General features: G+C 67.8%; 21 protein-coding genes and 1 pseudogene. 10 read left to right on the forward strand and 12 right to left on the reverse strand.

The window, feature by feature from the left end; all coding sequences use genetic code 11:
• Positions 1-65: 65 nt before the first annotated feature.
• The 3 genes from nirD to Q0937_RS07090 are packed head-to-tail and all read right to left on the reverse strand — an operon-like array spanning position 66 to position 4,014.
• A complete protein-coding gene (nirD, locus tag Q0937_RS07080) occupies positions 66-497 on the reverse strand; it encodes a nitrite reductase small subunit NirD (protein WP_299301499.1) in 432 nt (143 codons plus the stop codon).
• A complete protein-coding gene (gene nirB / locus Q0937_RS07085; RefSeq protein WP_299301502.1) occupies positions 494-3,067 on the reverse strand; it encodes a nitrite reductase large subunit NirB in 2,574 nt (857 codons plus the stop codon). Before nirB ends, nirD begins: the two co-directional genes overlap by 4 nt.
• The gene (locus tag Q0937_RS07090; RefSeq protein ID WP_299301505.1) at positions 3,064-4,014 is read right to left on the reverse strand and encodes a formate/nitrite transporter family protein; all 951 of its coding nucleotides are present in this window, start codon (positions 4,012-4,014) and stop codon (positions 3,064-3,066) included. The genes nirB and Q0937_RS07090 overlap by 4 nt, the downstream gene beginning before the upstream one ends.
• 260 nt (positions 4,015-4,274) lie before the next feature.
• On the opposite strand from Q0937_RS07090, the gene Q0937_RS07095 reads away from it, so the two are divergent.
• Positions 4,275-5,255 carry an LLM class flavin-dependent oxidoreductase gene (locus Q0937_RS07095; protein WP_299301508.1) on the forward strand — a complete coding sequence of 327 codons (981 nt, stop codon included), beginning with the start codon at positions 4,275-4,277 and terminating at the stop codon, positions 5,253-5,255.
• Positions 5,256-5,291: 36 nt separating this feature from the next.
• Entirely contained in the window at positions 5,292-6,131 is an 840-nt protein-coding gene (locus tag Q0937_RS07100) for an NAD(P)-dependent oxidoreductase (RefSeq protein WP_299301512.1), read from the forward strand.
• 70 nt (positions 6,132-6,201) lie between these two features.
• Here Q0937_RS07100 and Q0937_RS07105 read toward each other — a convergent pair whose 3' ends face one another.
• On the reverse strand, positions 6,202-6,555 hold the full coding sequence (locus Q0937_RS07105; RefSeq protein WP_299301515.1) for a hypothetical protein: 354 nt from the start codon (positions 6,553-6,555) through the stop codon (positions 6,202-6,204).
• Between the two features lie 1,048 nt (positions 6,556-7,603).
• Between Q0937_RS07105 and Q0937_RS07110 the strand changes: the two genes are divergently transcribed.
• The 3 genes and pseudogenes from Q0937_RS07110 to Q0937_RS07120 all read left to right on the forward strand — a co-directional run.
• Positions 7,604-8,953 (forward strand): AAA family ATPase, encoded by a 1,350-nt coding sequence (locus tag Q0937_RS07110; RefSeq protein WP_299301518.1) that lies wholly within the window; start codon positions 7,604-7,606, stop codon positions 8,951-8,953.
• A 53-nt stretch (positions 8,954-9,006) separates the two neighbouring features.
• Positions 9,007-9,804 carry a hypothetical protein gene (locus Q0937_RS07115; protein ID WP_299301519.1) on the forward strand — a complete coding sequence of 266 codons (798 nt, stop codon included), beginning with the start codon at positions 9,007-9,009 and terminating at the stop codon, positions 9,802-9,804.
• Between the two features lie 366 nt (positions 9,805-10,170).
• Positions 10,171-10,324 (forward strand): annotated as a pseudogene (locus tag Q0937_RS07120) (IS3 family transposase); the annotation flags it as partial.
• A gap of 190 nt (positions 10,325-10,514) precedes the next feature.
• Here the strand turns inward: Q0937_RS07120 and Q0937_RS07125 are convergent.
• Together Q0937_RS07125 and Q0937_RS07130 are read right to left on the reverse strand one after the other, a co-directional pair.
• Positions 10,515-11,468 carry an HNH endonuclease gene (locus tag Q0937_RS07125; protein WP_299301522.1) on the reverse strand — a complete coding sequence of 318 codons (954 nt, stop codon included), beginning with the start codon at positions 11,466-11,468 and terminating at the stop codon, positions 10,515-10,517.
• Between the two features lie 132 nt (positions 11,469-11,600).
• Positions 11,601-12,911, reverse strand: a complete 1,311-nt coding sequence (locus Q0937_RS07130) for an acyltransferase family protein (RefSeq protein ID WP_299301525.1) — start codon at positions 12,909-12,911, stop codon at positions 11,601-11,603.
• Positions 12,912-13,095: 184 nt separating this feature from the next.
• On the opposite strand from Q0937_RS07130, the gene Q0937_RS07135 reads away from it, so the two are divergent.
• A complete protein-coding gene (locus tag Q0937_RS07135; protein WP_299301528.1) occupies positions 13,096-13,797 on the forward strand; it encodes a bifunctional 2-polyprenyl-6-hydroxyphenol methylase/3-demethylubiquinol 3-O-methyltransferase UbiG in 702 nt (233 codons plus the stop codon).
• A 15-nt stretch (positions 13,798-13,812) separates the two neighbouring features.
• Here Q0937_RS07135 and Q0937_RS07140 read toward each other — a convergent pair whose 3' ends face one another.
• From Q0937_RS07140 to Q0937_RS07155, 4 genes are all read right to left on the reverse strand, one after another.
• Positions 13,813-14,193, reverse strand: a complete 381-nt coding sequence (locus Q0937_RS07140) for a nuclear transport factor 2 family protein (protein ID WP_299301531.1) — start codon at positions 14,191-14,193, stop codon at positions 13,813-13,815.
• Between the two features lie 309 nt (positions 14,194-14,502).
• The gene (locus Q0937_RS07145; protein ID WP_299301534.1) at positions 14,503-15,669 is read right to left on the reverse strand and encodes a DUF1524 domain-containing protein; all 1,167 of its coding nucleotides are present in this window, start codon (positions 15,667-15,669) and stop codon (positions 14,503-14,505) included.
• Between the two features lie 140 nt (positions 15,670-15,809).
• Positions 15,810-16,517, reverse strand: a complete 708-nt coding sequence (locus Q0937_RS07150) for a GNAT family N-acetyltransferase (RefSeq protein ID WP_299301537.1) — start codon at positions 16,515-16,517, stop codon at positions 15,810-15,812.
• Between the two features lie 134 nt (positions 16,518-16,651).
• Positions 16,652-16,834, reverse strand: a complete 183-nt coding sequence (locus Q0937_RS07155) for a hypothetical protein (RefSeq protein ID WP_299301539.1) — start codon at positions 16,832-16,834, stop codon at positions 16,652-16,654.
• 282 nt (positions 16,835-17,116) lie between these two features.
• Between Q0937_RS07155 and Q0937_RS07160 the strand changes: the two genes are divergently transcribed.
• Positions 17,117-18,343: an amidohydrolase gene (locus Q0937_RS07160; protein ID WP_299301542.1), complete on the forward strand. Its 1,227-nt coding sequence runs from the start codon at positions 17,117-17,119 to the stop codon at positions 18,341-18,343.
• 72 nt (positions 18,344-18,415) lie between these two features.
• On the opposite strand, the gene Q0937_RS07165 is transcribed toward Q0937_RS07160, so the two are convergent.
• On the reverse strand, positions 18,416-19,243 hold the full coding sequence (locus tag Q0937_RS07165; protein WP_299301545.1) for an SDR family oxidoreductase: 828 nt from the start codon (positions 19,241-19,243) through the stop codon (positions 18,416-18,418).
• A gap of 150 nt (positions 19,244-19,393) precedes the next feature.
• Between Q0937_RS07165 and Q0937_RS07170 the strand changes: the two genes are divergently transcribed.
• The 3 genes from Q0937_RS07170 (at position 19,394) to Q0937_RS07180 (ending at position 21,875) form a co-directional block, all read left to right on the forward strand.
• Positions 19,394-20,131 carry a sulfite exporter TauE/SafE family protein gene (locus Q0937_RS07170; protein WP_299301547.1) on the forward strand — a complete coding sequence of 246 codons (738 nt, stop codon included), beginning with the start codon at positions 19,394-19,396 and terminating at the stop codon, positions 20,129-20,131.
• A gap of 480 nt (positions 20,132-20,611) precedes the next feature.
• Positions 20,612-21,163 carry a dihydrofolate reductase family protein gene (locus Q0937_RS07175; RefSeq protein ID WP_299301550.1) on the forward strand — a complete coding sequence of 184 codons (552 nt, stop codon included), beginning with the start codon at positions 20,612-20,614 and terminating at the stop codon, positions 21,161-21,163.
• Position 21,164: 1 nt separating this feature from the next.
• Positions 21,165-21,875, forward strand: coding sequence for a DUF899 family protein (locus tag Q0937_RS07180; RefSeq protein WP_299301607.1), 711 nt, complete (start codon positions 21,165-21,167; stop codon positions 21,873-21,875).
• A 212-nt stretch (positions 21,876-22,087) separates the two neighbouring features.
• On the opposite strand, the gene Q0937_RS07185 is transcribed toward Q0937_RS07180, so the two are convergent.
• Positions 22,088-23,233 carry an AAA family ATPase gene (locus Q0937_RS07185; RefSeq protein WP_299301609.1) on the reverse strand — a complete coding sequence of 382 codons (1,146 nt, stop codon included), beginning with the start codon at positions 23,231-23,233 and terminating at the stop codon, positions 22,088-22,090.
• Positions 23,234-23,301: the final 68 nt, after the last annotated feature.

Raw genomic sequence — 23,301 nt, forward strand, 5'->3', positions numbered from 1 at the left:
GAGCGTGCGGGTCGGCCTCCCGAATGCCGGGGCCGGCGCCGGGGTCCCTGCTCCGGGCTCGAGGGTCATCGTGCACCTCCGCGCAGCAGGTAGACGTCCCCGTCGAGGGTGCGCACCGGCCAGACCCGGAGGCGTCGCACCTGCTTGCCGCGGGTGTTCACGCAGGTGCCCGAGCGCAGGTCGAAGACCTGCTTGTACATCGGGGAGGCGATGGTGGGGCGGCCGCCGCGGGAGCCGACGATGCCGCGGGAGATGACGTTCGCCCCCGAGTAGGGGTCGTGGTTGTCGACCGCGCGGAGGTCGCCGTCGGCCAGCAGGAAAAGAGCGACCTGCTCCTGGCCCACGAGGGCCGCGCAGCCCCGTTCGACCTCGAGATCCGCGAGGGTGCACAGCCGGAGCCAGTTCGCCGCGAGCTGCGGGGCGAGGGCCGGGCTGCTGAGGCTCGGGCTGGCGAGAGTCGTGCTGGCGGTGCTCGGGGTGGTGAGGGTCGGGGTCATCGTCGTACCTCCAGGGTCGTGCCGGCGATCAGGATCCCACCCGTGCGTTCCTCGGGCCGGGCGGGGCGCACCTGCCCGCGCTCGGGGACGAAGGCGAGGCCGGGGTCGGGGGTGGTGGGGGCGTTCACGAAGGAGCGGAAGCGGGCGAGCTTGGCGGGGTCGGCGAGAGTCTCGGCCCACTCATCACGGTAACCCTCGACGTGGCGTTCCATGGCCGCGTCGAGATCTTCGGCGAGCCCCAGGGAGTCGTCCATGATCACGGCGCGCAGCCCGTCGATCCCGCCGTCGAGCGCTTCGAGCCAGGGGGCGGTGCGCTGGAGCTTGTCGGCGGTGCGGGCGTAGTACATGAAGTATCGGTCCAGGGTGCGGATCAGGGTGTCGTCGTCCAGGCCCTCGACCAGCAGCTGGGCGTGGCGCGGGGTGGCGCCGCCGTTCCCGCCCACGTACAGGTTCCAGCCCTGGGCGGTGGCGATGATGCCGGCGTCCTTGGCGCGGGCCTCGGCGCATTCGCGGGCGCAGCCGGAGACGCCGAGCTTGAACTTGTGCGGGGTGCGCAGCCCGCGGTAGCGCAGCTCGAGCTGGATGGCCATGGAGGTGGAGTCCAGCACGCCGTAGCGGCACCAGGTGGAGCCCACGCAGGATTTCACGGTGCGCAGCGACTTGCCGTAGGCGTGGCCGGATTCGAAGCCGGCCTCGGTCAGGCGCCGCCAGATCAGCGGCAGCTCCTCGAGTCGGGCGCCGAACATGTCCACCCGCTGGCCGCCGGTGATCTTGGTGTAGAGCCCGAAGTCGCGGGCCACCTCCCCCACCGTGATCAGGCCCTCCGGGGTGACCTCCCCGCCGGGCATGCGCGGGACCACGGAGTAGGTGCCGTCCTTCTGCATGTTGGCCATCACGTGGTCGTTGGTGTCCTGCAGGGTGGCGTTCTCGTTGTCCAGCACGTGCTCCCCGCCGAGCAGGGCGAGGATGCCGGCGAGCACGGGCTTGCAGGTGTCGCAGCCGCGCCCGCGGCCGAACCGCGCGATGACGGCGCTGAAGGTGGTCAGGCCCGAGACGTGCACGGCATCGAACAGCTGGCGGCGGGAGAGGTCGAAGTGCTCGCACAGCCCGGCGGAGACGGCCCTGCCCAGCTTCGCGAGCTCGCTGCCGACGAGCGAGGTGACCATCACGGTGCAGGAGCCGCAGGTGGCGCCCGCCTTGGTGCAGGCGGTGACGGCCGCGGCGTCGGCGCAGCCCTGCTCCCGCACGGCGTGGCGGATGGCGCCGGCGCTCACCGAGGAGCAGGAGCAGACCACCGCCTCATCGGGCAGTTCGGCGGTCGGGGCGGCCGACGCCCCTGCGGGGAGCAGGTAGGCGGCGGGGTCCCCGCCGAGCGGCCCGCCGACCAGCGGGCGCAGGGAGCCGTAGGCGGAGGCGTCGCCCACCAGCATCCCGCCGAGCAGGGTCTTCGCGTCGTCGGAGAGGACGAGTTTCTTGTGGACGCCGTTCACGGGGTCGGTGTAGACCACGTCCAGGGCGCCGGGGGTGGTGGCGAAGGCGTCGCCGAAGCTGGCGACGTCCACGCCGGAGAGCTTGAGCTTGGTGGAGAGGTCGTAGCCGGCGAACGTCGCCTCCCCGCCGAGGATCCGGTCGCTGACCACTTCGGCCATGGCGTAGCCGGGGGCGACCAGGCCCACGCACTGCCCCTCGAAGGAGGCGACCTCGCCGATCGCGTGCACGGCCGGGTCGGAGGTCGCGCAGGTCTCGTCGATCCGCACCCCGCCGCGCTCGTCGCAGGCCAGGCCCGCGGTGCGGGCGAGCTCGTCGCGGGGGCGGACGCCGACGGTGAAGATCACGAGGTCCGCCGGGAGCTCGGAGCCGTCCGGGAGGAGGACGGCGCGGGCGCTGCCGTCGGCGTCCGGGAGCACGGCGTTGGAGCGGGCCTCGGTGCGCACGGTGATCCCGCGGGCCTCGATGAGGCGGCGCAGGGTGGCTCCGGCGGGCAGGTCCAGCTGGGCGGACATCAGCCGGTCGCCGGACTGCAGGACCGTCGCCTCGGCGCCCATCCCTTGCAGGGCGCCGGCGGCCTCGAGGCCCAGCAGCCCGCCGCCGACGACGATCCCGCGCACGGGCTGATCGCCCTGCGCGGCGTCGGGCTGTGCGGCGCGTGCTTCGACGTGGCGGCGCAGCGCCTCGACGTCGTCCAGGGTGCGGTAGACGAAGCAGCCGGGCAGCTCGGCGCCCTGGATCGGGGGCCTCGCCGCGTGGGAGCCGGTGGCGAGGACCAGGTGGTCGTAGGGGTGGACGGTGCCGGAGGCGGTGGTGACGGTGCGGTTCTCGCGGTCGATCGCGTGGACGGGGTCCCCCTCGTGGAGGGTGACGCGGGGGTCCTCGAAGATCGTGTGCGCGAGGGTGAGCTCCTCGGGACTGTCCCCGTCGAAGAAGCGGGTCAGGCCCACCCGGTCGTAGGGGCGGCGGGCCTCGTCCCCGAGCACGGTCACGGTGATCCGCTCCTCGGCGCGGGTGACGAGCGAGTCGACCAGGCGGTGCGCCGCCATGCCGGCGCCGATCACGACGATGCGGGGGCTCATCGGGGCGCCCCCACCAGTTCGGGGACCTCGGTCGGACCCTCGGCCGACGGGGCGGCCGGGGTGCCGGTGGGGTCGAGGGCTGGGACGGGGGTGGCCTCCACGGCTGTGCCGGTCGCGGTGGTGGGGGCAGTCGCGGTGCCGGTAGCGGCGGCGGGGCTCTTGCGGCGGTGGGCGTAGTAGAGCGGGAGGCCCACGAACACCAGGCCGCCCACGAGGTTGCCGACCACGGTGGGGATCTCGTTCCAGATCAGGTAGTCCATGATCGTGAACTCCGCGCCGAGCAGCAGGCCGGAGGGGAACAGGAACATGTTCACGATGGAGTGCTCGAAGCCCATGTAGAAGAACAGCATCACCGGCATCCACATGCAGGCGATCTTCCCCAGGAGGTTGTCGGTCATGAACGCGCCGACCACGCCGGTGGAGACCATCCAGTTGCACAGCACGGCGCGGACGAACAGGGTGAGCATTCCGGCGGCGCCGTGATCGGCGTAGCCGACGGTGCGGCCGTGGCCGATCTCGGAGATCGCCAGGCCCACGGGGCTGGGCTCGGTGGAGAAGCCGTAGGTGAAGTAGATGGCCATCAGCACCGCGACCATGAACGCGCCGAGGAAGTTGCCCAGGAACACCAGGCCCCAGACGCGAAGCATCGAGCGCAGCGTCACTCCGGGCTTCCGCGCGATCAGTGCGATCGGCATCAGTGTGAACACCCCGGTGAGGAGGTCGTAGCCCATCAGGTACAGCAGGATGAAGCCGACGGGGAACAGCAGCGCTCCCAGCAGCGGCTCCCCGGTCTGGGTGGAGACGGTGACGGCGAAGGCGGCGCCGAGGGTGAGGATCGCCCCGGCCATGAAAGCACGCAGCACCGTGACACCGGCGGAGTAGGTGACCTTCGAGGCGCCGGCGGCGGTGAGCCGGTCCACCAGATCGGTGGGCTGGACGTAGGACATGGCAGCTCCTGACACGAGGGAAGGATGGGCATGTCCCGTGCGCCTGCAGCGGGGTGCGGCCATCCTGGGCTCTTGTGGAGCTGAGGCGAAGAGCGAGAGGGCGCCGTGACCTTCTCGTGATGTGGCGTCCCAGGGGTGGACGGGGCTCTGGCGCTCCGCCGCGACGGCGCGAAGAGGTGCCGGGAAGAGAACCGACGCCGTGGGCGTTGTGCCAGCAGGTGCTGCTCCGACCGGTGCCGCCACTCCACGAAAGGTGCTCCATGCCTGTCCCGCTCTCGATCCTCGACCTCGCCACCGCCGCCCGTGACCAGAGCGTGGCGCAGGCGCTGGAGGGCACGGTCGCTCTGGCCCGGAAAGCGGAGGAGACCGGGTACGGGCGGGTCTGGTACGCCGAGCACCACAACATGGCCTCGATCGCCTCCTCCGCCACTGCGGTGCTGATCGCCCATGTCGCCGCGCACACCAGCACCATCCGACTCGGAGCGGGCGGCATCATGCTGCCCAACCATGCCCCGCTGGTGATCGCTGAGCAGTTCGGCACCCTCGAGACCCTCCATCCCGGGCGGATCGACCTGGGACTGGGCCGCGCGCCGGGCACCGACCAGAACACGATGCGCGCGCTGCGCCGCAGCGGCGCCACGGCCGATTCCTTCCCCGAGGACGTCGTGGAGCTGCAGGCCTACCTGCGCGGTCAGTCCCGGATCCCGGGTGTGAACGCCTATCCGGGCAAGGGCACCGACGTCCCGCTGTTCATCCTCGGCTCCTCGCTGTTCGGTGCGAGCCTGGCCGCCGTGCTCGGCCTGCCCTACGCCTTCGCCTCGCACTTCTCCCCCGGCGCGCTGCACGAGGCAATCGCGCTGTACCGCCGCGACTTCCAGCCCTCCGAGCAGCTCGATGCGCCCTATGTGATGGCGGCGTACAACGTCATCGCCGCCGACGACCAGGCCGACGCCGAGCGCCAGCAGCACGAGATGATGCGCAGCCGGGTGGCGCTGCTGCTGCAGCCGGGCACTGAGTACACCGACGAGCAGGCCGATGAGCTGCTCGCTGCTCCCCAGGCCCGGCACCTGCACGAGATGGCGACCTACAGCGCCGTCGGCACCCCGGACACGGTCCGGGCCCAGGTCACCGAGTTCGCCGAGCAGACCGGCGCGGACGAGCTGATCATCGCCCACCAGGGACCGCGGGTGGAGCAGCGGCTTCGCTCCGCCGAGCTGCTGGCCGAGGCGTGGATGGGCTGAGTGTCGCCGGCCGCGCCGAGGATGCAGTATGAGCACATGAGAATCGCAGTGACAGGTGGCTCCGGCAAGCTGGGACGTTCGGTGGTGCGCGACCTCCGCGACCGGGGGCACCAGGTGGTGAACCTCGACCGGGCCGGCGAGCGCGGCCCCGGGTTCGTGCAGATCGATCTGCGTGACGCCGGTCAGGTGCTCGACGCGCTCACCGGCATCGACGAGCAGTCCCCGCAGGGATTCGACGCGCTCGTGCACCTCAGTGCGATCCCCGCACCGGGCCTCGCCACGAACTCGTCGACGTTCCAGAACAACATGCTCAGCACCTACAACGTGCTCACCGCTGCGCTCAAGGCGGGGATCCGCAACGTCGTCACCGCCTCGAGCGAGACGGTGCTGGGCCTGCCCTTCGACACCCCGCCGCCGTACATCCCGGTGGACGAGGAGTACGAGGCCCGGCCCGAGTCCCACTACTCGCTGTCCAAGCACCTCGAGGAGCAGCTCGCGATCCAGCTGTGCCGCTGGCACCCGGATCTGAAGATCATCGCGCTGCGCTTCTCGAACGTCATGGACGAGGAGGACTACGCCCGCTTCCCCGACTTCGACGCCGACGCCACCGCCCGCAAGTGGAACCTGTGGGGCTATGTGGACGGCCGCGACGCCGCCCAGGCCGTGCGCCGCTCCCTCGATCACGCCCAGGCCGGCTCCGACCGCTTCATCGTCGCCGCGGCCGACACCGTCATGACCCGCGACAACCGCGAACTCGTCGCCGAGGTGTTCCCGGAGGTCCCCGTGCACGGAGACATCGCCGGCAACGGCACCCTGCTCTCAATCGACAAGGCCCGGCGCGTGCTCGGGTACGCGCCGGAGCACTCCTGGCGGTAGTCGCTTCGACGGCCGACGGGAGGGGGCGTGCTCCCGGCCCGCCGACCGACTCGGCGTCCCGCCCTCGGTCTCACCCCTGCGGGAAGAACCTCTCGCGCAGCAGCTCGGACTGCGCGGCGTTCCCGTTGCGCCGATCGAGCGCTGCGGCGATCTCGCGCGCGTCCTCACGGAGCCGCGGCCCGCGCTCGTCGGCCGGCACGTTCTCGAGCAGGACCCGCGCCGCCCCGACGAAGGTATCGAGGTGGGTGGGGTCCCCCGGAGTGGTGCCCGCGAGAGCCGCGTCCACCACCCACCCCAGCGCCGCCGGGACCTGGGCCGCGACCGCGAGCAGCACCGACCGCGGGAGGTCCCCAAACTCCTCGAGGTCCCGATCGACCCGCTCGAGCTGAGCGACGGCGGCAGCGGCGGCTTCTCCCGCAGGCATCCCCTCTCGCCGCGCCGCCCAGACGCTCCAGGTGAGTGCCGCGCATCGCTGGGCAACCAGGCGGTTTACCAGTTCTACGGGCTCGACATGGGACACGGCGGCGTCCGACACGAGGAGGGACTGAGCATGTCTCCTGCGCCTGCAACGGGGTGCGGCCATCCTGAGTCCTCTTCATCCTAAGAAGAAGGGCAGAGAGCCGCCGTGATCTTCCTCTAATATGCCAAATCGAAGTACATAGAGGCTTGGCGAGGCGATGAGAAGGCGAACACCATGCCCTTAGCGGCGCCGGAATAGCCGCCGCGGAACATCTTCACCCATGGCAAACCCCTATTCAATCAAGTGCAAACTCTAGGCATGCGTCAAAGCACACCACCCTCCTCCTCGGTCAGGTTGCGCATTTTCTCGTCCTGGGCTGCGGGCATCCTCGACGACCAACAGCTCGCCACACCGCTCCTGCCCAGTCGCCATGGCGGACACGAGAAACTCCCTACCCGCCATGAGGGCCGAAGCGGTACTCTAGGCAGCATCTGGCACTCCGCCCCCTCTCCCACGTGGTTGGCTTAGCAGCAAAGAAGCCTTACCGCGGAGAATGCTTCAGTGAAAATCCGAGCGGCGCCACCCGCCCAAGATCAAGATGCGGATGACTATAGAAATGTTCTATTTTGGCGAGCACGCAGCCCCTGTGACCAAATGGCGAGTCGAAGGATTCAAAGGAATAGAGAGTGCCGAAACGCCACTCGAAGGAACAAACTTCTTGTCCGGAATAAACTCCTCGGGAAAATCTTCGTTACTACAGTCTCTCCTCCTGCTTGCCCAAAGCTCCTCTCGCGACATCATCCTAAATGGTACAATCCTGAGACTTGGCAATCATTCAGACGTCGTGAACGAATCAAGCAACCACATCGTTCTCGAGTGGGAGCTCGACCAATCTCAGCCAGACCGGATTGAGCGCCCCGCACGTATGCGCGAAACTATCGTCACGCGAATCCATTTACGCGGCCCAAAACTGCCAGCCCAACCCGAGACCCCACCGCTGTCAGTGAGCGAAGTGGAGATCCTCGCTAACGGCGCGCAGATATTCCATGCAAGCACGCATCGGGTTGAACTAAAGACTCGCGAAGCGAACAATCCGAATGGGGCGTGGGGCCAAGCCCTTCTTCGGGTAAAGAGCATTGAGGGAAAGAAGGCCCCAGGCCGCACCTTCGTCACTTTCAGCGGCTTTTATCCTCATCACGCGATTCACAAGTTTGACGCCTCTAGGCTCGTCGAAGAAGTCCTAAAGAAGCTCGCTGCATCGCGCGAGTCCGACTCCAACGTCACAGCATTCGAGATATACGATGCAATTCATGAGCTCCGCGAGAATGCTAGATTTCGCGCGCCCGGCGAGAATCTCGACGGCATCAGTCGAGAAGTTTTCGAGATCACAAATGAATTGCTCGAAAAGCCGCTAGAAGAACTCAGCGAAACATCTCGGGAAAAGGTGGTGAATGTCGTTCAAAAGCTCTCGAATATTGTCGCCGAAGATGGGTATATAGTATTCCCAATGATGTTCTCGCCCGAACAGGCGCCACTCTTCGGTCGCCGATCAATGATTCGCACGGCAGCAATCCGTCAGGAATACCGCCATGCGTGGGATACGCTGCAAGCCGCATTTACCAGCCTGAAGCGGCTCGCGGACTCTATCGCATACCTCGGTCCGCTTCGCGAAGAGCCAAAGGTACTCTCTTCGACCGGCGGCCGAAACCCAGTGGTCCCTGTCGGCATTCGCGGTGAATATACAGCAGATTACCTGCTACGAAACATGAAGACAGCAGTTGCATTCATCGACCCCGATGGGACAAAGCAAACCTCTCCACTTAGAGAAGCAGTTGGGACATGGGCTGCCTGGCTGGGAGTTGGCGACTCGGTCGACGTCGTAGACCGAGGCAAACTGGGGAGAGGGTTAACCGTCCGGGTCAACGGCAAAGAAAGAGATCTGACCACTATCGGAGTGGGGGTCAGCCAACTCCTCCCCGTTATCACGATTGCACTAAGTGTGCCCCCGAACAGTTTGGTAATGCTGGAGCAACCCGAGCTCCACCTCCATCCTGCAGTTCAAAGCAGACTCGCAAATTTTTTCTTCAGTGCACGGCCCGACGTGTCAATGATAATTGAAACACATTCTGAATACTTAATAACGCGGGCCCGAAGGATCGCCATTGAGCCTCAGGAATCTGGACGTGAAGTTTCATTCTTATTTGCGCACCCGTCCGAATTTGGTAGCAGAATCGCTGCCCTTCAGTTGGGGCCGCTAGGAGATATTTCGGAGTGGCCTGCAGGTTTCTTTGATACGCAAGACAAGGAGGGGCGGGATCTCATCCTCGCCCTCGCCAAGAGGCGTGGGGGCCGGTTCGCATGATTGCCGTCGTTGATGCGCGGGTGTTACTCCACAGCGAATGCTCGGATTCGACGGTGGAGAGCGACGATGAGTTCTTTGAAAGATTCGCGGGGTGGCTTGCTTCTGGTCACGAGTTGACAATCGGGCCCGGCGGATGCGATTTCATTCTCTCGCAGTACACTGAGTTCGGATATCCGAATGCTGCACCAACGATCAATATTCCAGAGGGGTCTTTCGAAGTCCGAGGTCAGATCGACCGAATGCTCACTCGCTCACTGAATACAACGTCAGCGAATCAGCCGGTCACCGCATTCATTCCTCAAATCGTTCGCCCGAAATATCTGGGCGGAGACGAATCGCAACTTGCGATAACTCTAGATGTAATATATGCCTCCAGGGAAGAGCTAACCTTTATAGCGTCCTCGAGTGGGCATTGGGACGGGGCTGAAAGCAATGTTTCTTTAGAAGACGGAAGTATCTCGGAACTACTATGCGATCCAAATCTCGGGCTAGCCTCGGCCTCCAGGGCAGCCGTCGCTGAAATTTTTGCGTCCACTCGACTTTTCATTGTCGGGGGACAAAAGAACCTTCCCTTGGTTCAAAAACTGAAGGATAGCGGCGTTCCCGAGGATGCAATAAATTGGATTGAAATCGACCGATCGACATCGCCGAAAATTATTAAAAGGCGCCTCTCTGGCCTTAAGCGGGACACAGACCTTGTTGCATGCTGGACAGGCCAAATAGGTCACGACGGATCGAAGCACGTTGAGGTTTCATGCACCAAAAGCGGCGCAAGTCATCTTGGGTCGCAAAGTGCGTCCGATTTATACTCCGCGATCCTGCAGTGGGCGAAGGATAAACTATCCACTTAGTTGTTGCGGGACAGGCCCAGCTTGCGCAATTCTAGAGTGTCAGCGCGTTAAGAATGCGGCGGGCATCGTCGGTGGATACGGGCTTCGCGGTGATCTCCTGGCCGGCCAGAGGGGTGATGACCTCCTACAGCAGGCGGAAAGTCTGGACTCTTCTCTGGATGCTGAACCCGGTCGGCATAGAATCCCAGCGCCGTCAGGACGGACGCCAGGTTTCCAACAGCACGCGAGAGCGCTTCGACTGCACCACCGCGGACCACGGATCTGAAGATAGTCCCAGTTCAAGAGCTTGCTGGCCGACATGAATCGTCTCCCGCCCGTCACTGATCAACGCGGGCAGCTCGTCCTTGGTATGCGCGGAACTTTGACTGGGAGTCCGTCAGCGAGGTCGAGCTCGCCAAGATGGGCTGGGTTCCACTGGTGGAATAGGTCCCGGCTCCACGAAGCTCTCGACTACCGCACCCCCGCAGCGGTCGAAGCGGCCTACACTCATCCCACGACGACCGCGCCCGCGACCGTCTAGCCACGGAACGAAACCCAGGGCGCTTCATAGGTCCACGGCTACCGGAACGACTACGTCTAAGCCTTGGAACGCCGCCCACGCCCCCGCACGAAAGGCCTCCCAGCTGCCGATTGAGGTCTCCGAACTCGTCTACTCCGGCGTCGAAAATGCTAATCACGCCGCGATGGGATACCCCTGAAGACCCGGCACATCATCGCTTGAAGAGAATGTCTGGTGGACGATGCGGCGGCACGGGAGCCGCGAGAAAGTTGTCGAAGCGTTGAGCAAGAAGGGCCGCATCCGGCAACAAAGACCTTCTCCTAGGGAGAAAGCGCAGACTCTGCCCATGCGCGTCCTTCAGCCCGTGCTCATAGACCGGGCCATCACTCGCTTCAAGAATGTCGTCGCGCAGGACAACCCTGTACTCCGGCGACACTCCCAGCAGGTCATGATCGTACGCCGAATGATGAATCTTGCAAAGTGCCAATCCGTTCGGAACGCTGGCAATCCCGTCCGGTTCCTTGTCAGCGACGATGTGCGCGGCGTCGAGAAGTTCTGCCCTCGGCATGCCGCAAATCGCGCACTGAGTCTCGTAGGCTCGAATGACTCGCTGACGAAAAACCGGCTGGTGAATCCTTTGGCGAACGGTTCCTTCGCGATACGACTTGACTAACTCTGACGACTCTGCCCCTACAGCCGCCGTCTCCCACTGGTCGTTGAGGTCTACGACGAACTGATGCTTCTCCTGCTCCTCCGCAACAAGGAAGATCGGGAAGATCGCCCTGAACTCTCCGGGCGCGACGCCCCAGAACCAGATCATCGGAAGCTTTTGCGTCATCGAATTGCGCAACGCGCGGTTGCTCGGATGGTCGTGGTCTTTGCCCTGCCACTGGTAACGCAGCAGACCGTCGGGGCCGGGAGCATCGTCGTAAGGTCGTTCCCTCCCATCCTCACGATACGTCGTCGTGATCGTCCATGCGGTACCAAATCCTCGCGAGGAATGGATGCCGCGCTGACGGTCTTTGAGAGGCCTACGCACTCCCTGGAAAGAAAATCCTTCAGCCAGCTCTATGTAGTGGACACTCAGTTCGCCGTCACGCGTCCGTTCGCGAAGCCAGTTCATGGACGCGTTACGAAGCTCGAGGTCTTCGATCGAAGGCAGCATCGGGCTATCGTTCCACGACACCTCGTTCTTGCCTACTTTCCTTCCGTAGTGACCGCGAGCGTGCCGCATCTGTCACAGCGCACCAAGAACGCCTCGGCCAGTAAGCCAGGGCCCGCCGTTCAAGCCAGCCAGTCACTCCGCATTACTCCGCTCCCCCGTCCCGATCACCCCGAATACCCACATTCCCACCACCGGCAGCAACACCCACCACCAGGTCACGCCGTTCTCCCCCACCACGCCCACGTTCGCCATCACCGCGAGCCCGGCGATCACGGTGACGGCGGCGAGAATCGGCTTCCACTGCGGCGGCGCCGGCCTGTCGTTGGCCCGCGGCATCTCGAACCTACCCATCACCAGCACCACCACCCCTGTCAGCGCCAGCAGCACCAGTGCCCACAGCGGCCGGGTCGCCCACCACGCCTCGCTCAGCGGCTCGGGCAGCGGCGCCCGCGCGTCGAGCGCGAGCAACAGGTGCGCGAGACCCACCATCACGGTGAGGTGCCACAGGAACCAGGTCATGATCCGCTGGTTCACGAGCACGGTGACGAACCACAGCCGTGGCCAGCGCAGCAGCGCGGTCAGCGGCTTCTCGAGCAGCAGCACCAGCCCGGCCTGAAGCATCCCGAGGAACGCCATCGTCACGCGGGTAGGGCTCGAGTTCGAGATCTCGTCGGCGGAAGAGGTGATCATCGAGACCGGGTACGGGCCCACCAGCACGAGCAGCAGCAGGCCCACCAGGCCGATCGCGGCGAGCAACAGACGTCGGCCTGACCCCGCGAGCCGGCCATCGAGCCAGGCGTAACCAACCTGGTGGAACGCCGCCCACACCAGCAGGTAGTTCGGGTAGCCGAGCAGTGGCTGATCCGTGACGATGCTGAGGGCGTCCACGGCGCCGGCGAGCGCGATGCCGCCGATGATCGACCACCAGCCGAACCGCTCCCACAGCACCAGGCACGGTGGGGCGACCAGGATGACCATCAGATAGGCGGCGAGGAACCAGGTGGGGATCAGCGCCATCTGCGAGGCCAGCTGCACGGTCGCGTGCGGGGCCCCGGCGGCGACGGCGACCACGCCGATCACCAGCCAGGCCAGCAGCAGCGGGATCAGCGGGATACCGAGGCGGCGCAGCCTTGTCCGGAGCCACTGCGCGTACCCCACGTCTTTCCGTCGTGCGGAGCGCCAGGAGAGGGCATTGGAGTAACCGCCCACCAGGAAGAAGATCGGCATCACCTGAAACACCCAGGTCAGCGGGTGGGTCCAGGCGGCGCCGTCGAGCACGCCGTGGGGCAGGATCCCGCCGTCGGCGTCGATCGCGATGATCGTCCAGTGCCCGAGCACCACCACGGTGATCGCGGCGGCGCGCAGGAAGTCGACGACGCGGTTGCGGGTCTTCGGGGTGGCGGCGTCCACCTTCTGAGCGCGGCTCATGCCCGTGGTCGTCATTGTGGACCCCCTCGTCTCGCTCCCCCACCGAGTGGTGGTCCCCGTCTGCGGTCACCGGAGAGGAACCGCTGGAAGTGACGACAATCTACCCGAGCGGCGCGGGGCGCAACGCGAGGTCGGTCGGGTGCGGCCGGGCGCGCAAGTCCGCTACCGCGCCGTCGGTTGATCTGCCAGGCTCGCTCCTATGAACGCACCCCACAAGCACTCCACCACGCATCAGCACGGCACGTCGCATCAGCACGGCGCCCCCGCCGGCCACACCGTCCCAGACCCGTCCCTCTCCCCCGTCGAGCACTGGGAGCAGCGCTACGGGGGCCAGGAGCGCATCTGGTCCGGGCGGGTCAACGCGACGCTCGCCGAGGTGGTCGGCGGTTTCGAGCCCGGCACCTCGATCGACCTCGGCTGCGGAGAGGGCGGGGACGTGCTGTGGCTGGCCGAGCAGGGCTGGCAGGCCCGGGGCCTGGACATCTCCGAGACCGCCGTCGGCCGCGCCCACGCCGAAGCCGCCGCGCGCGGCCTGGACGGCGCGGTCTTCACCGCGACGGACCTCAGCACCTGGCAACCCGAGCCGGATTCAGCGGACCTGGTCACCGCCTCGTTCTTCCAGTCCGAGGTCGAGCTGGACCGGGTGGAGATCCTGCGACGTGCGGCGAGCGCGCTGCGCCCCGGCGGACACCTGGTCACCATCTCCCATGCGGCGCCGCCCTCCTGGGCCGATCACCACCCCGCGCACATGATCGACGTGCGGGCCGAGGCGGAGCAGCTCGCGCAGCCCGTCGCCGACTGGGCGGTGGAGGTCGCCGAGGAACGTCGGCGCCCCGCCGTCGGCCCTGACGGCGCGCCCGGCGAGCACGTCGACGCGGTGCTGGTGCTGCGGCGACGCTGACCAGAGCGACGCCCGTCAGTGGGTGACGGTGGTCTGCTGGTAGAGGGTGAGCGCGGGCCTGCCGCCGATCAGCGTGTAGTGGCTCGACATCAGTGCGACGAAGGGCTCGTCTTCTCCATCGCGGGAGGCGGTGGCCCGGTAGACCAGCGCGGCGCTCGCCTCCCCCGTCGGGACCAGGCGCGCGTCCTCGAGGGAGAAGCTGCTCCAGGCCGGGGACTCGTTCAGGGTCGCGGCGATCGTGTCCCGGTCGAGCACCATGCCGTTGACGAGGATCATCAGCGCGTCGGCCGTCATCAGCTCGCCGTAGAAGCTGCCGCCCTCATGCCGGGTGAGGGCCTCCCAGCCGCGGTGCTCGAGCGCGAGCAGGGCATCGAACGTCAAGGCGTGCTCCGTCATGGGGTCTCCTCGGTCGTCGTGTTGTGGCAGGCCTTCGCAGCAGGAAACAGCATCGGCCTCACCGCGGCAAGCGGGCCGAGCGGCATGAGGGTCCGCAGGTCGCTCGTGGCGTCCCGCCGCCATCCTCCGGAGGAGGTGGGGGCCAAGGCGGGGCTGTCGGCTCCACTGGAGGTCCTATACCCGCAGCTCGCCGTCTGAGCCCGGTCGCGCGCGGCAGTGGCGCTCGGCGGCTCCGGGGTCCGCACTCCGACCGGCGGGTGAACGACGGAGCGCGGCCCCAGGCTCGGGGCCGCGCTCACACGGGGACGGTCATTCGCAGCCCACCCCGTCGCCGTCACGGTCCAGGCCCTTGCGGTAGCCGGGATCGCCCGTGCGCACCGGGGCGGCGCCGGCCGCGCGGGCGGCATCGCAGTTCTGGAAGTGAACGCTGCCGCCGTCCTCCGTCGCAGGCGCGGGAGCGGCGTCCTTCGTCGGCGCAGGGGCGGGTGCAGGGGCAGGTGCCGGAGCGGGCTCCGACGGCGGTTGGGCCTCGGTTCCCACCACGTCGCCGTCGCCGGTGCCGGGCCAGCCGTGCGCGCCAGTGATCGCGAGGAAGCCCTCGCAGTCGCTGAGCACGCGCTCCATCGCGTCGGCCTCGGCGGGCTTGACCCAGAGGCCGTACTTGTCCTTCACCGCGATCTGCCGGGCCACGTACTCGCAGCGGTAGTCGCGCTTCGGCGGCAGCCAGGTCGCGGCGTCTCCGTCGCCCTTCTGACGGTTCAGGCTCGCCTCGACCGCGAGCAGGTTCAGCGGGTCGTTGGCGAACTCGCGCCTCAAGTCCTCGTCCCAGCTCGCGGCGCCGGTCTGCCAGGCGTCAGAGAGCGCGACCAGGTGGTCGATGTCGATCGTGGACTCCGCACGGTCGAAGTCAACGGTGTCGCCGCTGTGCGGGGAGTCGAGGGTGCCGCGCAGCACCACACAGCCCTGCGTGCCCTCCTTGAGCGTGATCTGGTGCAGGTCACGGCGCAGGATGTCGTTGCGGGTGTCGCAGCCATTACGGTCGATGTCGTTACGCCAGCCGAAGGAGTCACGGTCATACCCGGTCTTCGGGGCGCGACCCTTCTCCTCGAGGCCGGACAGCATCGCGAGCGCGGTACCGTCAGCCGCCTCGGGGGTGGGCTCGATCGTCGGGACCGCGGTGGTCTGTTCCGCCTCCGGCGTGGGGGCGGCGGACTCGGACGCTGAGGTCTCCGCGGGGACGTTCTGCTCCGGGGTGGGTGAGTCGACCGGGGCGGGTGAGGTCTGCTCGACGGGGCGGGAGTCGTCCGCGATCTCGGTGTCGCCGGCAGTGCCCGTCGGCCCGCAGGCGCTCAGCGGAACGAGCAGCACGAGTGCTGCCAGCAGCATGCCCAGCAGCGACGTCGCGCTGCGCCGAGCTGGGCGCCGGGCCTCACGAGCAGCGGCGCGCTGGCGCCCGAGGGGAGGAGTCGGTCGCATGTCCAGGGAAGGTCCTTCGTGCTCGAGGGGAAGGGCACGACGGTTCACCGCGGGGCCGGCCGAGCCGCCCACACCCACTTTCTGTGCCTACGACAAGAGTAGGCCGTCAGGCTGACAGAGGACGGGACCAATAAGCTCCCTCAGCCCGCAGACTCCAGGCCTTCCCACACACCGAAGAGCGCGAAGCCCGCAGCGCGTGCGAGCGCCGCGGAGGCGGTGTTCTCCAGCTGGCAGCGGTACTGCGGCTCGTAGCCCCGGGCCAGCGCGGCAGCGCTGATCGCACGGACGGTCGCGCGGCCCAGACCGCGACCGCGGAACTCCGGCAGCGTGATCACCCCGAGGTCGGCCAGCAGGGTCTCGCCCCACGGGTACATGCTCGCCGCGGAGACCAGCCGTTCACCGCAGAACGTACCGACCACGAGCCAGTGGTCGAGCTCGACGAAAGCCTCGTCCAGGTCACCCTCGGGCGCCTGGGCCGTGAACTCCGCGAACACTGCGGCATCGGCCTCCGTCAGCTGGCGGGTAGCGCCCTCCCACGGCTCCTCGCGCAGCACGGCCTGCTCGGTCAGAGGCAGGTAGAACAGATGGTCCGGGTCGGCGAGCACCATCCCGGCGCGGTCGAGGCGGGCGCTCAGCTCCCCGCGCTCGATGCGGTCGCTCGCGGAGAGCTCGAGCTGCTCCGCCCGGGCCGGCGAGAGGGAGAGGACCGTCGCCTCTCCCTCGACGCGCAGCAGCGACACCGAGCGGAGGCCGGTCAGCGCAGGGTCGAGGGCGACCAGCACCTCCCTCTCGGCGAGGGGTGTGAGGGCGGCGGGGATCCGTTGGCTGGAGACGAGGGAGGAGAACACGGCGAGGACCCTTCGGGCGGAGGACGGCAGATTCCTCGGAACCTACCGGAGCACGTTCCCGACCTGCGAGTTCTTTTCGCGGTGCTTCCCGGGCGCAGCACGTCGGGGTGCGCTGCACCCCCGTCAGCGGTCCCTCAGAGACTCACGAGAGTGACCAGCACGAAGGCGGCCACGAGCGCTGCCGTGACGCCCAGGCTGCTTCGCCAGGTGGTGGGCTGATCACCCGCATCCGAGGTCATCGGGACCGCCTGGATCTGTCCGGTCTCAGTGGCAGCCTTCAGCTCGTTGCCGACGGTGAGGTCATGGCGCGACTCCATAGTGGGTCCCTCCTTCTCGATGTGATGGGAGCACGGCACCCAAGGTTGAGTACCGCCTGATCAGACACTGTTTCCATGCATCTTTTGTGCTCGCGACAACAGTAGGGCCGAGAAGGGCTGTGCGAAAGGGGGAAGAGGCCCGGGTCAGGCGAATCACATGGACGGATCCGCAGCCCGTGCGAGGGTCGATACGCTCGGGTGCAGAAGCATGCCCGCGTCCCCGGAAGTGCTCTCGTTCCGTCGGCCGTTCCGGCCGCTCTGCGGAGCCGGGAAAGTTCTCTCATGACCACCCTGACCGACCGTATGACCGCCGCGCTGGAGAGCTACGCCGCCTGGCAGGGGCCGCTGTTCGAGGACCTGCACCGCCACCCCGAGCTGTCCATGCTCGAGGAGCGCACCCGCGGAATCGTCACCGCGCAGCTGACTGAGTTCGGGTACGAGGTCCAGCAGATCGGCGGCGGCGTGGTCGGCGTGCTCGAGAACGGCGAAGGGCCCACGATCCTGATGCGTGCGGACATGGACGGGCTCCCGGTCGCGGAGGCCTCCGGCCTGCGCTACGCCTCGGCGCACACCCAGGCCGACGCCGACGGGCAGATCCAGCCCACCATGCACGCCTGCGGGCACGACTTCCACGTGACCGCGGGCCTCGGCGCGGCGAAGCTGCTGGCGGAGCACCGCGAGGACTGGTCCGGCACCTACATCGCCCTGTTCCAGCCGGGCGAGGAGATCGCCGCCGGCGCCCGCTCCATGGTCGAGGACGGTCTGGTCGACAGGGTGCCCCGGCCGGACGTGTGCCTGGGCCAGCACGTGCTCACCTCGCCCGTGGCGGGGAAGGTCGCCGTCGCGCCCGGCCCGGTGCTGAGCTCCTCGGTGTCGATGCGGGTGATCGTGCACGGCGCAGGCTCCCACGGCTCGATGCCGCACCTGGGCGTGGACCCGGTGGTGCTCGCCGCCGCGATCGTCACCCGCCTCCAGACCCTGGTGGCCCTCGAGATCGCACCCGGCGACTTCGGGGTGGTCACCGTCGGCGCCCTCCACGCCGGGACCAGCGCGAACATCATCCCGGACCGGGCCGAGCTGGCGCTGAACTTCCGGGCCTACAGCGACCAGATCCTCGATCACCTGGTCGAGGGCACCCAGCGGATCGTGAACGCCGAGTGCGAGGCGGCCCGCTCCCCGGAGCCGGCGCAGTTCGAGCAGTTCAACCGCTATCCCGTCACCGACAACGACCCCGTGCTCGCCGAGCGGGTGCGGGAGGCGTTCGTGGGCCAGTTCGGGGAGGACCGCGTCGAGCACATGGACCCGGCCACCGCCTCCGAGGATTTCTCCGCCATCCCCGACGCCTTCGGGGTCCCGTACTGCTATTGGGGCACCGGCGCCTACGCCGAGGGACGCGTTGCCGCCCCGAACCACTCCCCGCTCTGGGCCCCGGATCAGCAGCCGACGCTCCGCATCGCCACCGAGGCCGCGGCGAGCGCCGCGTTCGCGCTGCTGGGCCCCGCGCAGTGACGGACGGGCCGCCGCCGGCACTCCTGCCGTCGGCGGCCCGCCTCTCTCCTCCCGTCCCGGAGGCGGGGGAACTCAGGCGCTGAACGCGGCGAACTTCGCGGTGATCGCCTCGTCGTTCCAGCCCCACACGTCATCGCCCCGCAGCACCGCATCGGCGCCGCCGTCGGTGTAGAAGGTCTGGCCGCAGCAGTGGGAGTTCTCCACCGAGGTCAGCCACATCAGCAGGCGAGCCACGCTCTCGGCGTCCTGGTGACCGTTCAACGGCATCGGCACCACCATGTCCAGGAACGCGGCGTACTGCGGATCCGCGAGCATGTCGTGGGTCATCGGCGTGATCACGATGCCGGGGGCGACGGCGTTCAGGGGGATGCCGGCGCCGGCCCAGGCCGCCCCGGGCGCTTCACGGCGCACCCAGCGGGAGATCGCCCGCTTCGAGGAGGCGTAGATGAGGTTCCCGGTGAGCGGATCAGCGGCCAGCTCCTCGGCCCGGGCGAGCGCCGCGGTCTCGTCATCCGCCATGAAGGCCTCCAGCAGCTGCTGGTCCAGCGGCTGCAACGAGGACATCGAGGAGACCAGCGCGACGCGCGGCGCTGCGGAGCGAGCCAGCGCCGGCTGCAGCGCCTGCAGGAACTCGGTCATCCCGAAGTAGTTCACCGCCGCCGTGACAGGCTTCGGCAGCGCGAGCCCGGCCGACGGGATCACCGCGTCGACCCTTCCGCCTGCCGCCTCGAGCGCCTGACGTGCGCCCTCGGTCCGGCCGGCCGGGGTGGAGAGGTCCGCGGAGACCTCGACGCCCTGCAGGTCGACGCCGACGACCGTATGGTCCTGCTCGCGCAGCAGCTCGGCGGTCTTCGCCCCGATGCCCGAGGCGGCGCCGGTGATGATGTAGGTGCGGGTCATGACGGACCTCCTGGTGAGCGCACCGCGTCGAGCAGTGCTCGTACCTCGAAACTAGCCTCGTGAAGGCATGTGCTCCAGGGCACAAGGTCACTGTTCCGGAGACTGTTCCGCCGGCCCGGGCACCCACCGTCAGCACGTACTGTGACCTGCGTGATCGATCCTCAATGGTGGCCGTTGGGCCTGGCCGCACTGGCCGTCCTGGCCGGCGCGGTGGCCGTGCGCACCACCGGGATGGGCTTCGCGCTGCTGTCCTCCCCCTTCCTCGTGATGGCGCTGGGCCCGTTCGAGGGCATCCTGGTCACCAACGTGTGCGGGATCGTCGCGGCACTGCTGAACCTCACCGTGGTCCACGCCGACCTGGACTGGAAGCGGGCCGCGAGCGTAGTGCCGGCCGGGATCGTGGGCACGATCCCCGGGGCGCTGCTGGTGCTGTGGCTGCCCCCGGCGGTGCTCGCGATCGCGATCAGCCTGCTGGTGATCGCGGGCCTGCTGTTCACAATCGCGTCCCGCTCGCTGGAGGTGCCGAACTCCGTCTGGGTGGGTGCCAGCGGCGGGTTCGCGTCGGGCGTCATGAACGTGACCGCCGGGGTGGGTGGGCCGGGCCTAGTGGTCTATGCGCTGGCCACGCAGTGGGAGCATCGCTCCTTCGCCGCAACCGCCCAGCTGCACTTCGCGGTGCTCGGCGTGGCCGCCCTGCTCACGAAATGGTCCCTGCCCTCGCTGCCGATCGCCGGGTGGGCGATGCTGATGGGGCTGCTGGTGGCCGGGCTGCTCGGCGGAAATGTCCTGGCCCGACGGGTGCACGGCCCCCGGGCGATGCGCTGGGTGATCGTGATCGCGATGGTCGGCGCGCTGCTCTCGCTCGGCCAGGGGCTCGTGCAGCTCTGACCTGGCCGCCGGTTCGCCAGCCCCGCTCCCGTGGCGCTGGCCCGAGCCCGGATCGTCTCGACTTCCCGGCTGCGGTGCACACCGGTCACGAGGCGGGCAGCGGCGGGGTCCCCGCTGCCGGACCGTCGGCCCCCACCGTCGATCCAGCAGCTCCCGCGCTGCGTGAGCCTCGTGCCGGTGCCTCTCCCCCTCGGAGAGTCCCGCACCAACCACCTGAAATCTAGGGCTGATCCGGCGGAAGCGCGATGGGGTGAACTGCCTGGGCAGAAGTCCCCGGGGAGAACTCCCCATGCTGGTCACGGCCTGGGCCGCCGGTCTGCGGGGACTGAGGGCAGAGGATCGGTCCGGGTCAGGCACCGCCGCTGCCCCATAGCGGCACGGCGCGGCGAGGACTACACTCCGAGCCCCCGGCAGTGGTGCACGTGGAGGCCCCCTGCCGCCCCCAGGACGCGACGCTCCACGGCCACCGAGGAGGCATCGGTGCGACCACTGGTGATCACGCAGAACGTGACCGTCGACGGGTCGATCGAGATGCTGGACGACTGGTTCGACCCCACCGACTCCCCGCCCGATCAGCAGCAGCTCCTGCAGCGCGACAGCGCCGCCTGCGACGCGCTCCTGCTGGGACGGCAGACCTTCGAGGACTTCCGCGGCTTCTGGCCGCTCCAGGAGGACGACACCACCGGCATCACCGACGAGCTGAACTCCCTTGAGAAGTATGTCGTCACCTCCACCATGACGGACCCCGCCTGGCAGCACTCCACGCTGCTGACCGGGGACCCTGTCGCCGCGGCGCGCGAGCTCAAAGAGCAGGCGGGCGGGGAGATCTCGCTGACCGGCTCGATCAGGCTGTGCCATCCGCTGATCGAGGCGGGCCTGGTGGATGAGTACCGGCTGTGGACCTATCCCTACGTTCAGGGCCGCGGCCGCCGGCTGTTCCCCGGCGGCCACCAGCAGCGGCTCGAGCTGCGCGAGCACCACGCCTTCAGCTCCGGCGTCACCTACACCCGCTGGTCACCCAGGAAGGACTGACATGCCCACCACGACTGACCAGACCGCCTCCCCCGCGCTCCCACCCGTCACCGATCCCGAGACCTGGCAGCGCGAGCTCAACGCCCTGCGCATGCGGGAGAAGGCCGCCACCCGCGAGCTCGACGCGATCGCCGCCCAGCGTCGTCGCCTGCCGATGGTCGAGCTGCCCGCGTACACGCTGCAGGGTCCGCACGGGCCGGTGTCCCTGATCGACCTGTTCGACGGCGCCTCGCAGCTGATCACCTACCACCACATGTGGTTCCCGGACTCCGAGTGGCAGTGCGGCGGCTGCACCAGCTACACCGCGCAGTTCACCCGCACCGACTTCCTGCGCAAGTACGACGCCCGCTTCGTCATCGTCACCCAGGGTCCGATCGAGGAGGCCCTCACCTACCGCAAGAAGGTCGGCAACCAGCTGGACTGGTACTCGACCGCGGGCAGCGACTTCGGGGCCGACGTCGGTGCCCCGCCCGGTGGCGGCTTCGCCCTGAACGTCTTCCTGCGCGACGGCGAGACCGCCTACCGCACCTGGCATTCCGACGGTCGCGGCACCGAGCAGCTCAGCCACACCTTCCCCTTCGTCGACGTGCTGCCCTACGGCCGCCAGGAGGCCTGGCAGGACTCCCCCGAGGGCTGGCCGCAGTCGGAGACCTACGACGGGTGGCTCAGCTCCGAGGAGGTCGCGGCGCTGTACGGGCCTCGAGCCCGGTGACGGTGGCCTACGACGGGGGCTCCCTGACATGCCACTGCTGAAAACAGCGTTCGTACAGTCAGTTCAGCGCGCTCAGGACGTGCGCCGCGCAGCGACCCTCCCAAGATGACCTGAAACCGACCGGGGGCCAGCGCATCCTTGGGTGAGAGTCTGGCAGGAGCGACCTTTCGATACGGAGAATTCACGGCCCGGGAGTCGGTGATCCGAGGAGCTCAGCGCTCGTCCTCGCTCAAACCTTCGAGGGCGTCATGTGCGGCATGCTCGCGCAGGTGCTCGGCGGTGTAGGGGATCGTGAAGCGGACGAGCCCGTGACCGGCGGGCTCGATGATCCCGTCGCGGATCAGCCGACGCCGATACTGGCCAGCGTAGGTGGGGTCCACCCCCATTCGTTCAGCGATCTTCGCAGTCCGGGAGGGGCCTTCATCATCCTGAGCCATGGCGAGCAGGTACGTGCGGTCCACGCTCGACAGGGGTCGCAGGGCGGGAGTGTGGATGTGCCTGCCGAGGCGTCGGCGCGCAGCCTTGACTCCGGCGTCCACGTCGTCGACGGAGACCGGAGCCGACGTCCGATGAGCCTTCAGGGAGTGGTATCCGACGAGCTGAATCATGAACGGATAGCCGTCGATGGCGTCGGCTGCCAGATCCAGTGCTCGGGCCTCGATCTCATGGCCGCTGTCTGCGATCGTTCCAGCGAGGGCCGCCCGGACGTCCGCACGGCTCACGCGGCCAATGGGGTGATGCTCGGCGCGGCGCAGGAAGGTCGCCCCGGGGTGGTCAAGGAGCTCTTCGATCGGGGTGGACAGACCCGCGGCCGCGAAGGCAAGCAGCCGTTCCTCACGCCGCCCGTACTGGATGATCTCCCCGACCTTGCGCAGGTCTTCGATGTCTGCCGCCTGAACCTCGTCGATAGAGATCACGAGACCCCGCCCGGAGGGCTGCAGAGCGTCGGTGAGCTCGGTGATCTGCGATCGGAGAGTGGATTCGGCGGGGTAGCGGCCGGTCCAGGAACCCCCTCCCCCGACGGGGCCGAGGGCCGCGTTCACGGAGTCGAGCCGCGTCGGCGGCTTGTCGGAGTACCGCTGGAGGAGTCGGGGGAGATGGTCTCGGGTGAGTCGGTCCAGGAGCCCGCTGCTGGAGCTCTCGGTGATGACCAGCCAGCCCGCACTCTCTGCTGCCCGACGGTAGGAGTCGAGCAGCACGGTCTTGCCCATGCCTCGCTGTCCGGACAGGAGGATTGTCAGCCCAGCGGGGTCGAGGATCCCGTCGAAGGTGTCTTCGAACTCATCGAGCAGCTCGTCGCGCCCGACCAGGAGGTGGGGATAGGTGCCGAACGACGGCCTGAAGAGATTGAAAGACATGTAAAAATTATAAAGAAGACTCCGCATATTGAAAAGAGTTGAAAGGGAAGCCTCCCGCTGATGCCCAC

The organism is uncultured Brachybacterium sp., assembly GCF_947500705.1.
Taxonomy (GTDB): Bacteria; Actinomycetota; Actinomycetes; order Actinomycetales; family Dermabacteraceae; genus Brachybacterium.

Coding starts and splice junctions, on each gene's coding strand:
- nirD (WP_299301499.1), bottom strand. CDS start 497: ATGACCCCGACCCTCACCACCCCGAGCACCGCCAGCACGACTCTCGCC.
- nirB (WP_299301502.1), bottom strand. CDS start 3,067: ATGAGCCCCCGCATCGTCGTGATCGGCGCCGGCATGGCGGCGCACCGC.
- Q0937_RS07090 (WP_299301505.1), bottom strand. CDS start 4,014: ATGTCCTACGTCCAGCCCACCGATCTGGTGGACCGGCTCACCGCCGCC.
- Q0937_RS07095 (WP_299301508.1), top strand. CDS start 4,275: ATGCCTGTCCCGCTCTCGATCCTCGACCTCGCCACCGCCGCCCGTGAC.
- Q0937_RS07100 (WP_299301512.1), top strand. CDS start 5,292: ATGAGAATCGCAGTGACAGGTGGCTCCGGCAAGCTGGGACGTTCGGTG.
- Q0937_RS07105 (WP_299301515.1), bottom strand. CDS start 6,555: ATGCCTGCGGGAGAAGCCGCCGCTGCCGCCGTCGCTCAGCTCGAGCGG.
- Q0937_RS07125 (WP_299301522.1), bottom strand. CDS start 11,468: ATGCTGCCTTCGATCGAAGACCTCGAGCTTCGTAACGCGTCCATGAAC.
- Q0937_RS07130 (WP_299301525.1), bottom strand. CDS start 12,911: ATGACGACCACGGGCATGAGCCGCGCTCAGAAGGTGGACGCCGCCACC.
- Q0937_RS07135 (WP_299301528.1), top strand. CDS start 13,096: ATGAACGCACCCCACAAGCACTCCACCACGCATCAGCACGGCACGTCG.
- Q0937_RS07140 (WP_299301531.1), bottom strand. CDS start 14,193: ATGACGGAGCACGCCTTGACGTTCGATGCCCTGCTCGCGCTCGAGCAC.
- Q0937_RS07145 (WP_299301534.1), bottom strand. CDS start 15,669: ATGCGACCGACTCCTCCCCTCGGGCGCCAGCGCGCCGCTGCTCGTGAG.
- Q0937_RS07155 (WP_299301539.1), bottom strand. CDS start 16,834: ATGGAGTCGCGCCATGACCTCACCGTCGGCAACGAGCTGAAGGCTGCC.
- Q0937_RS07160 (WP_299301542.1), top strand. CDS start 17,117: ATGACCACCCTGACCGACCGTATGACCGCCGCGCTGGAGAGCTACGCC.
- Q0937_RS07165 (WP_299301545.1), bottom strand. CDS start 19,243: ATGACCCGCACCTACATCATCACCGGCGCCGCCTCGGGCATCGGGGCG.
- Q0937_RS07180 (WP_299301607.1), top strand. CDS start 21,165: ATGCCCACCACGACTGACCAGACCGCCTCCCCCGCGCTCCCACCCGTC.
- Q0937_RS07185 (WP_299301609.1), bottom strand. CDS start 23,233: ATGTCTTTCAATCTCTTCAGGCCGTCGTTCGGCACCTATCCCCACCTC.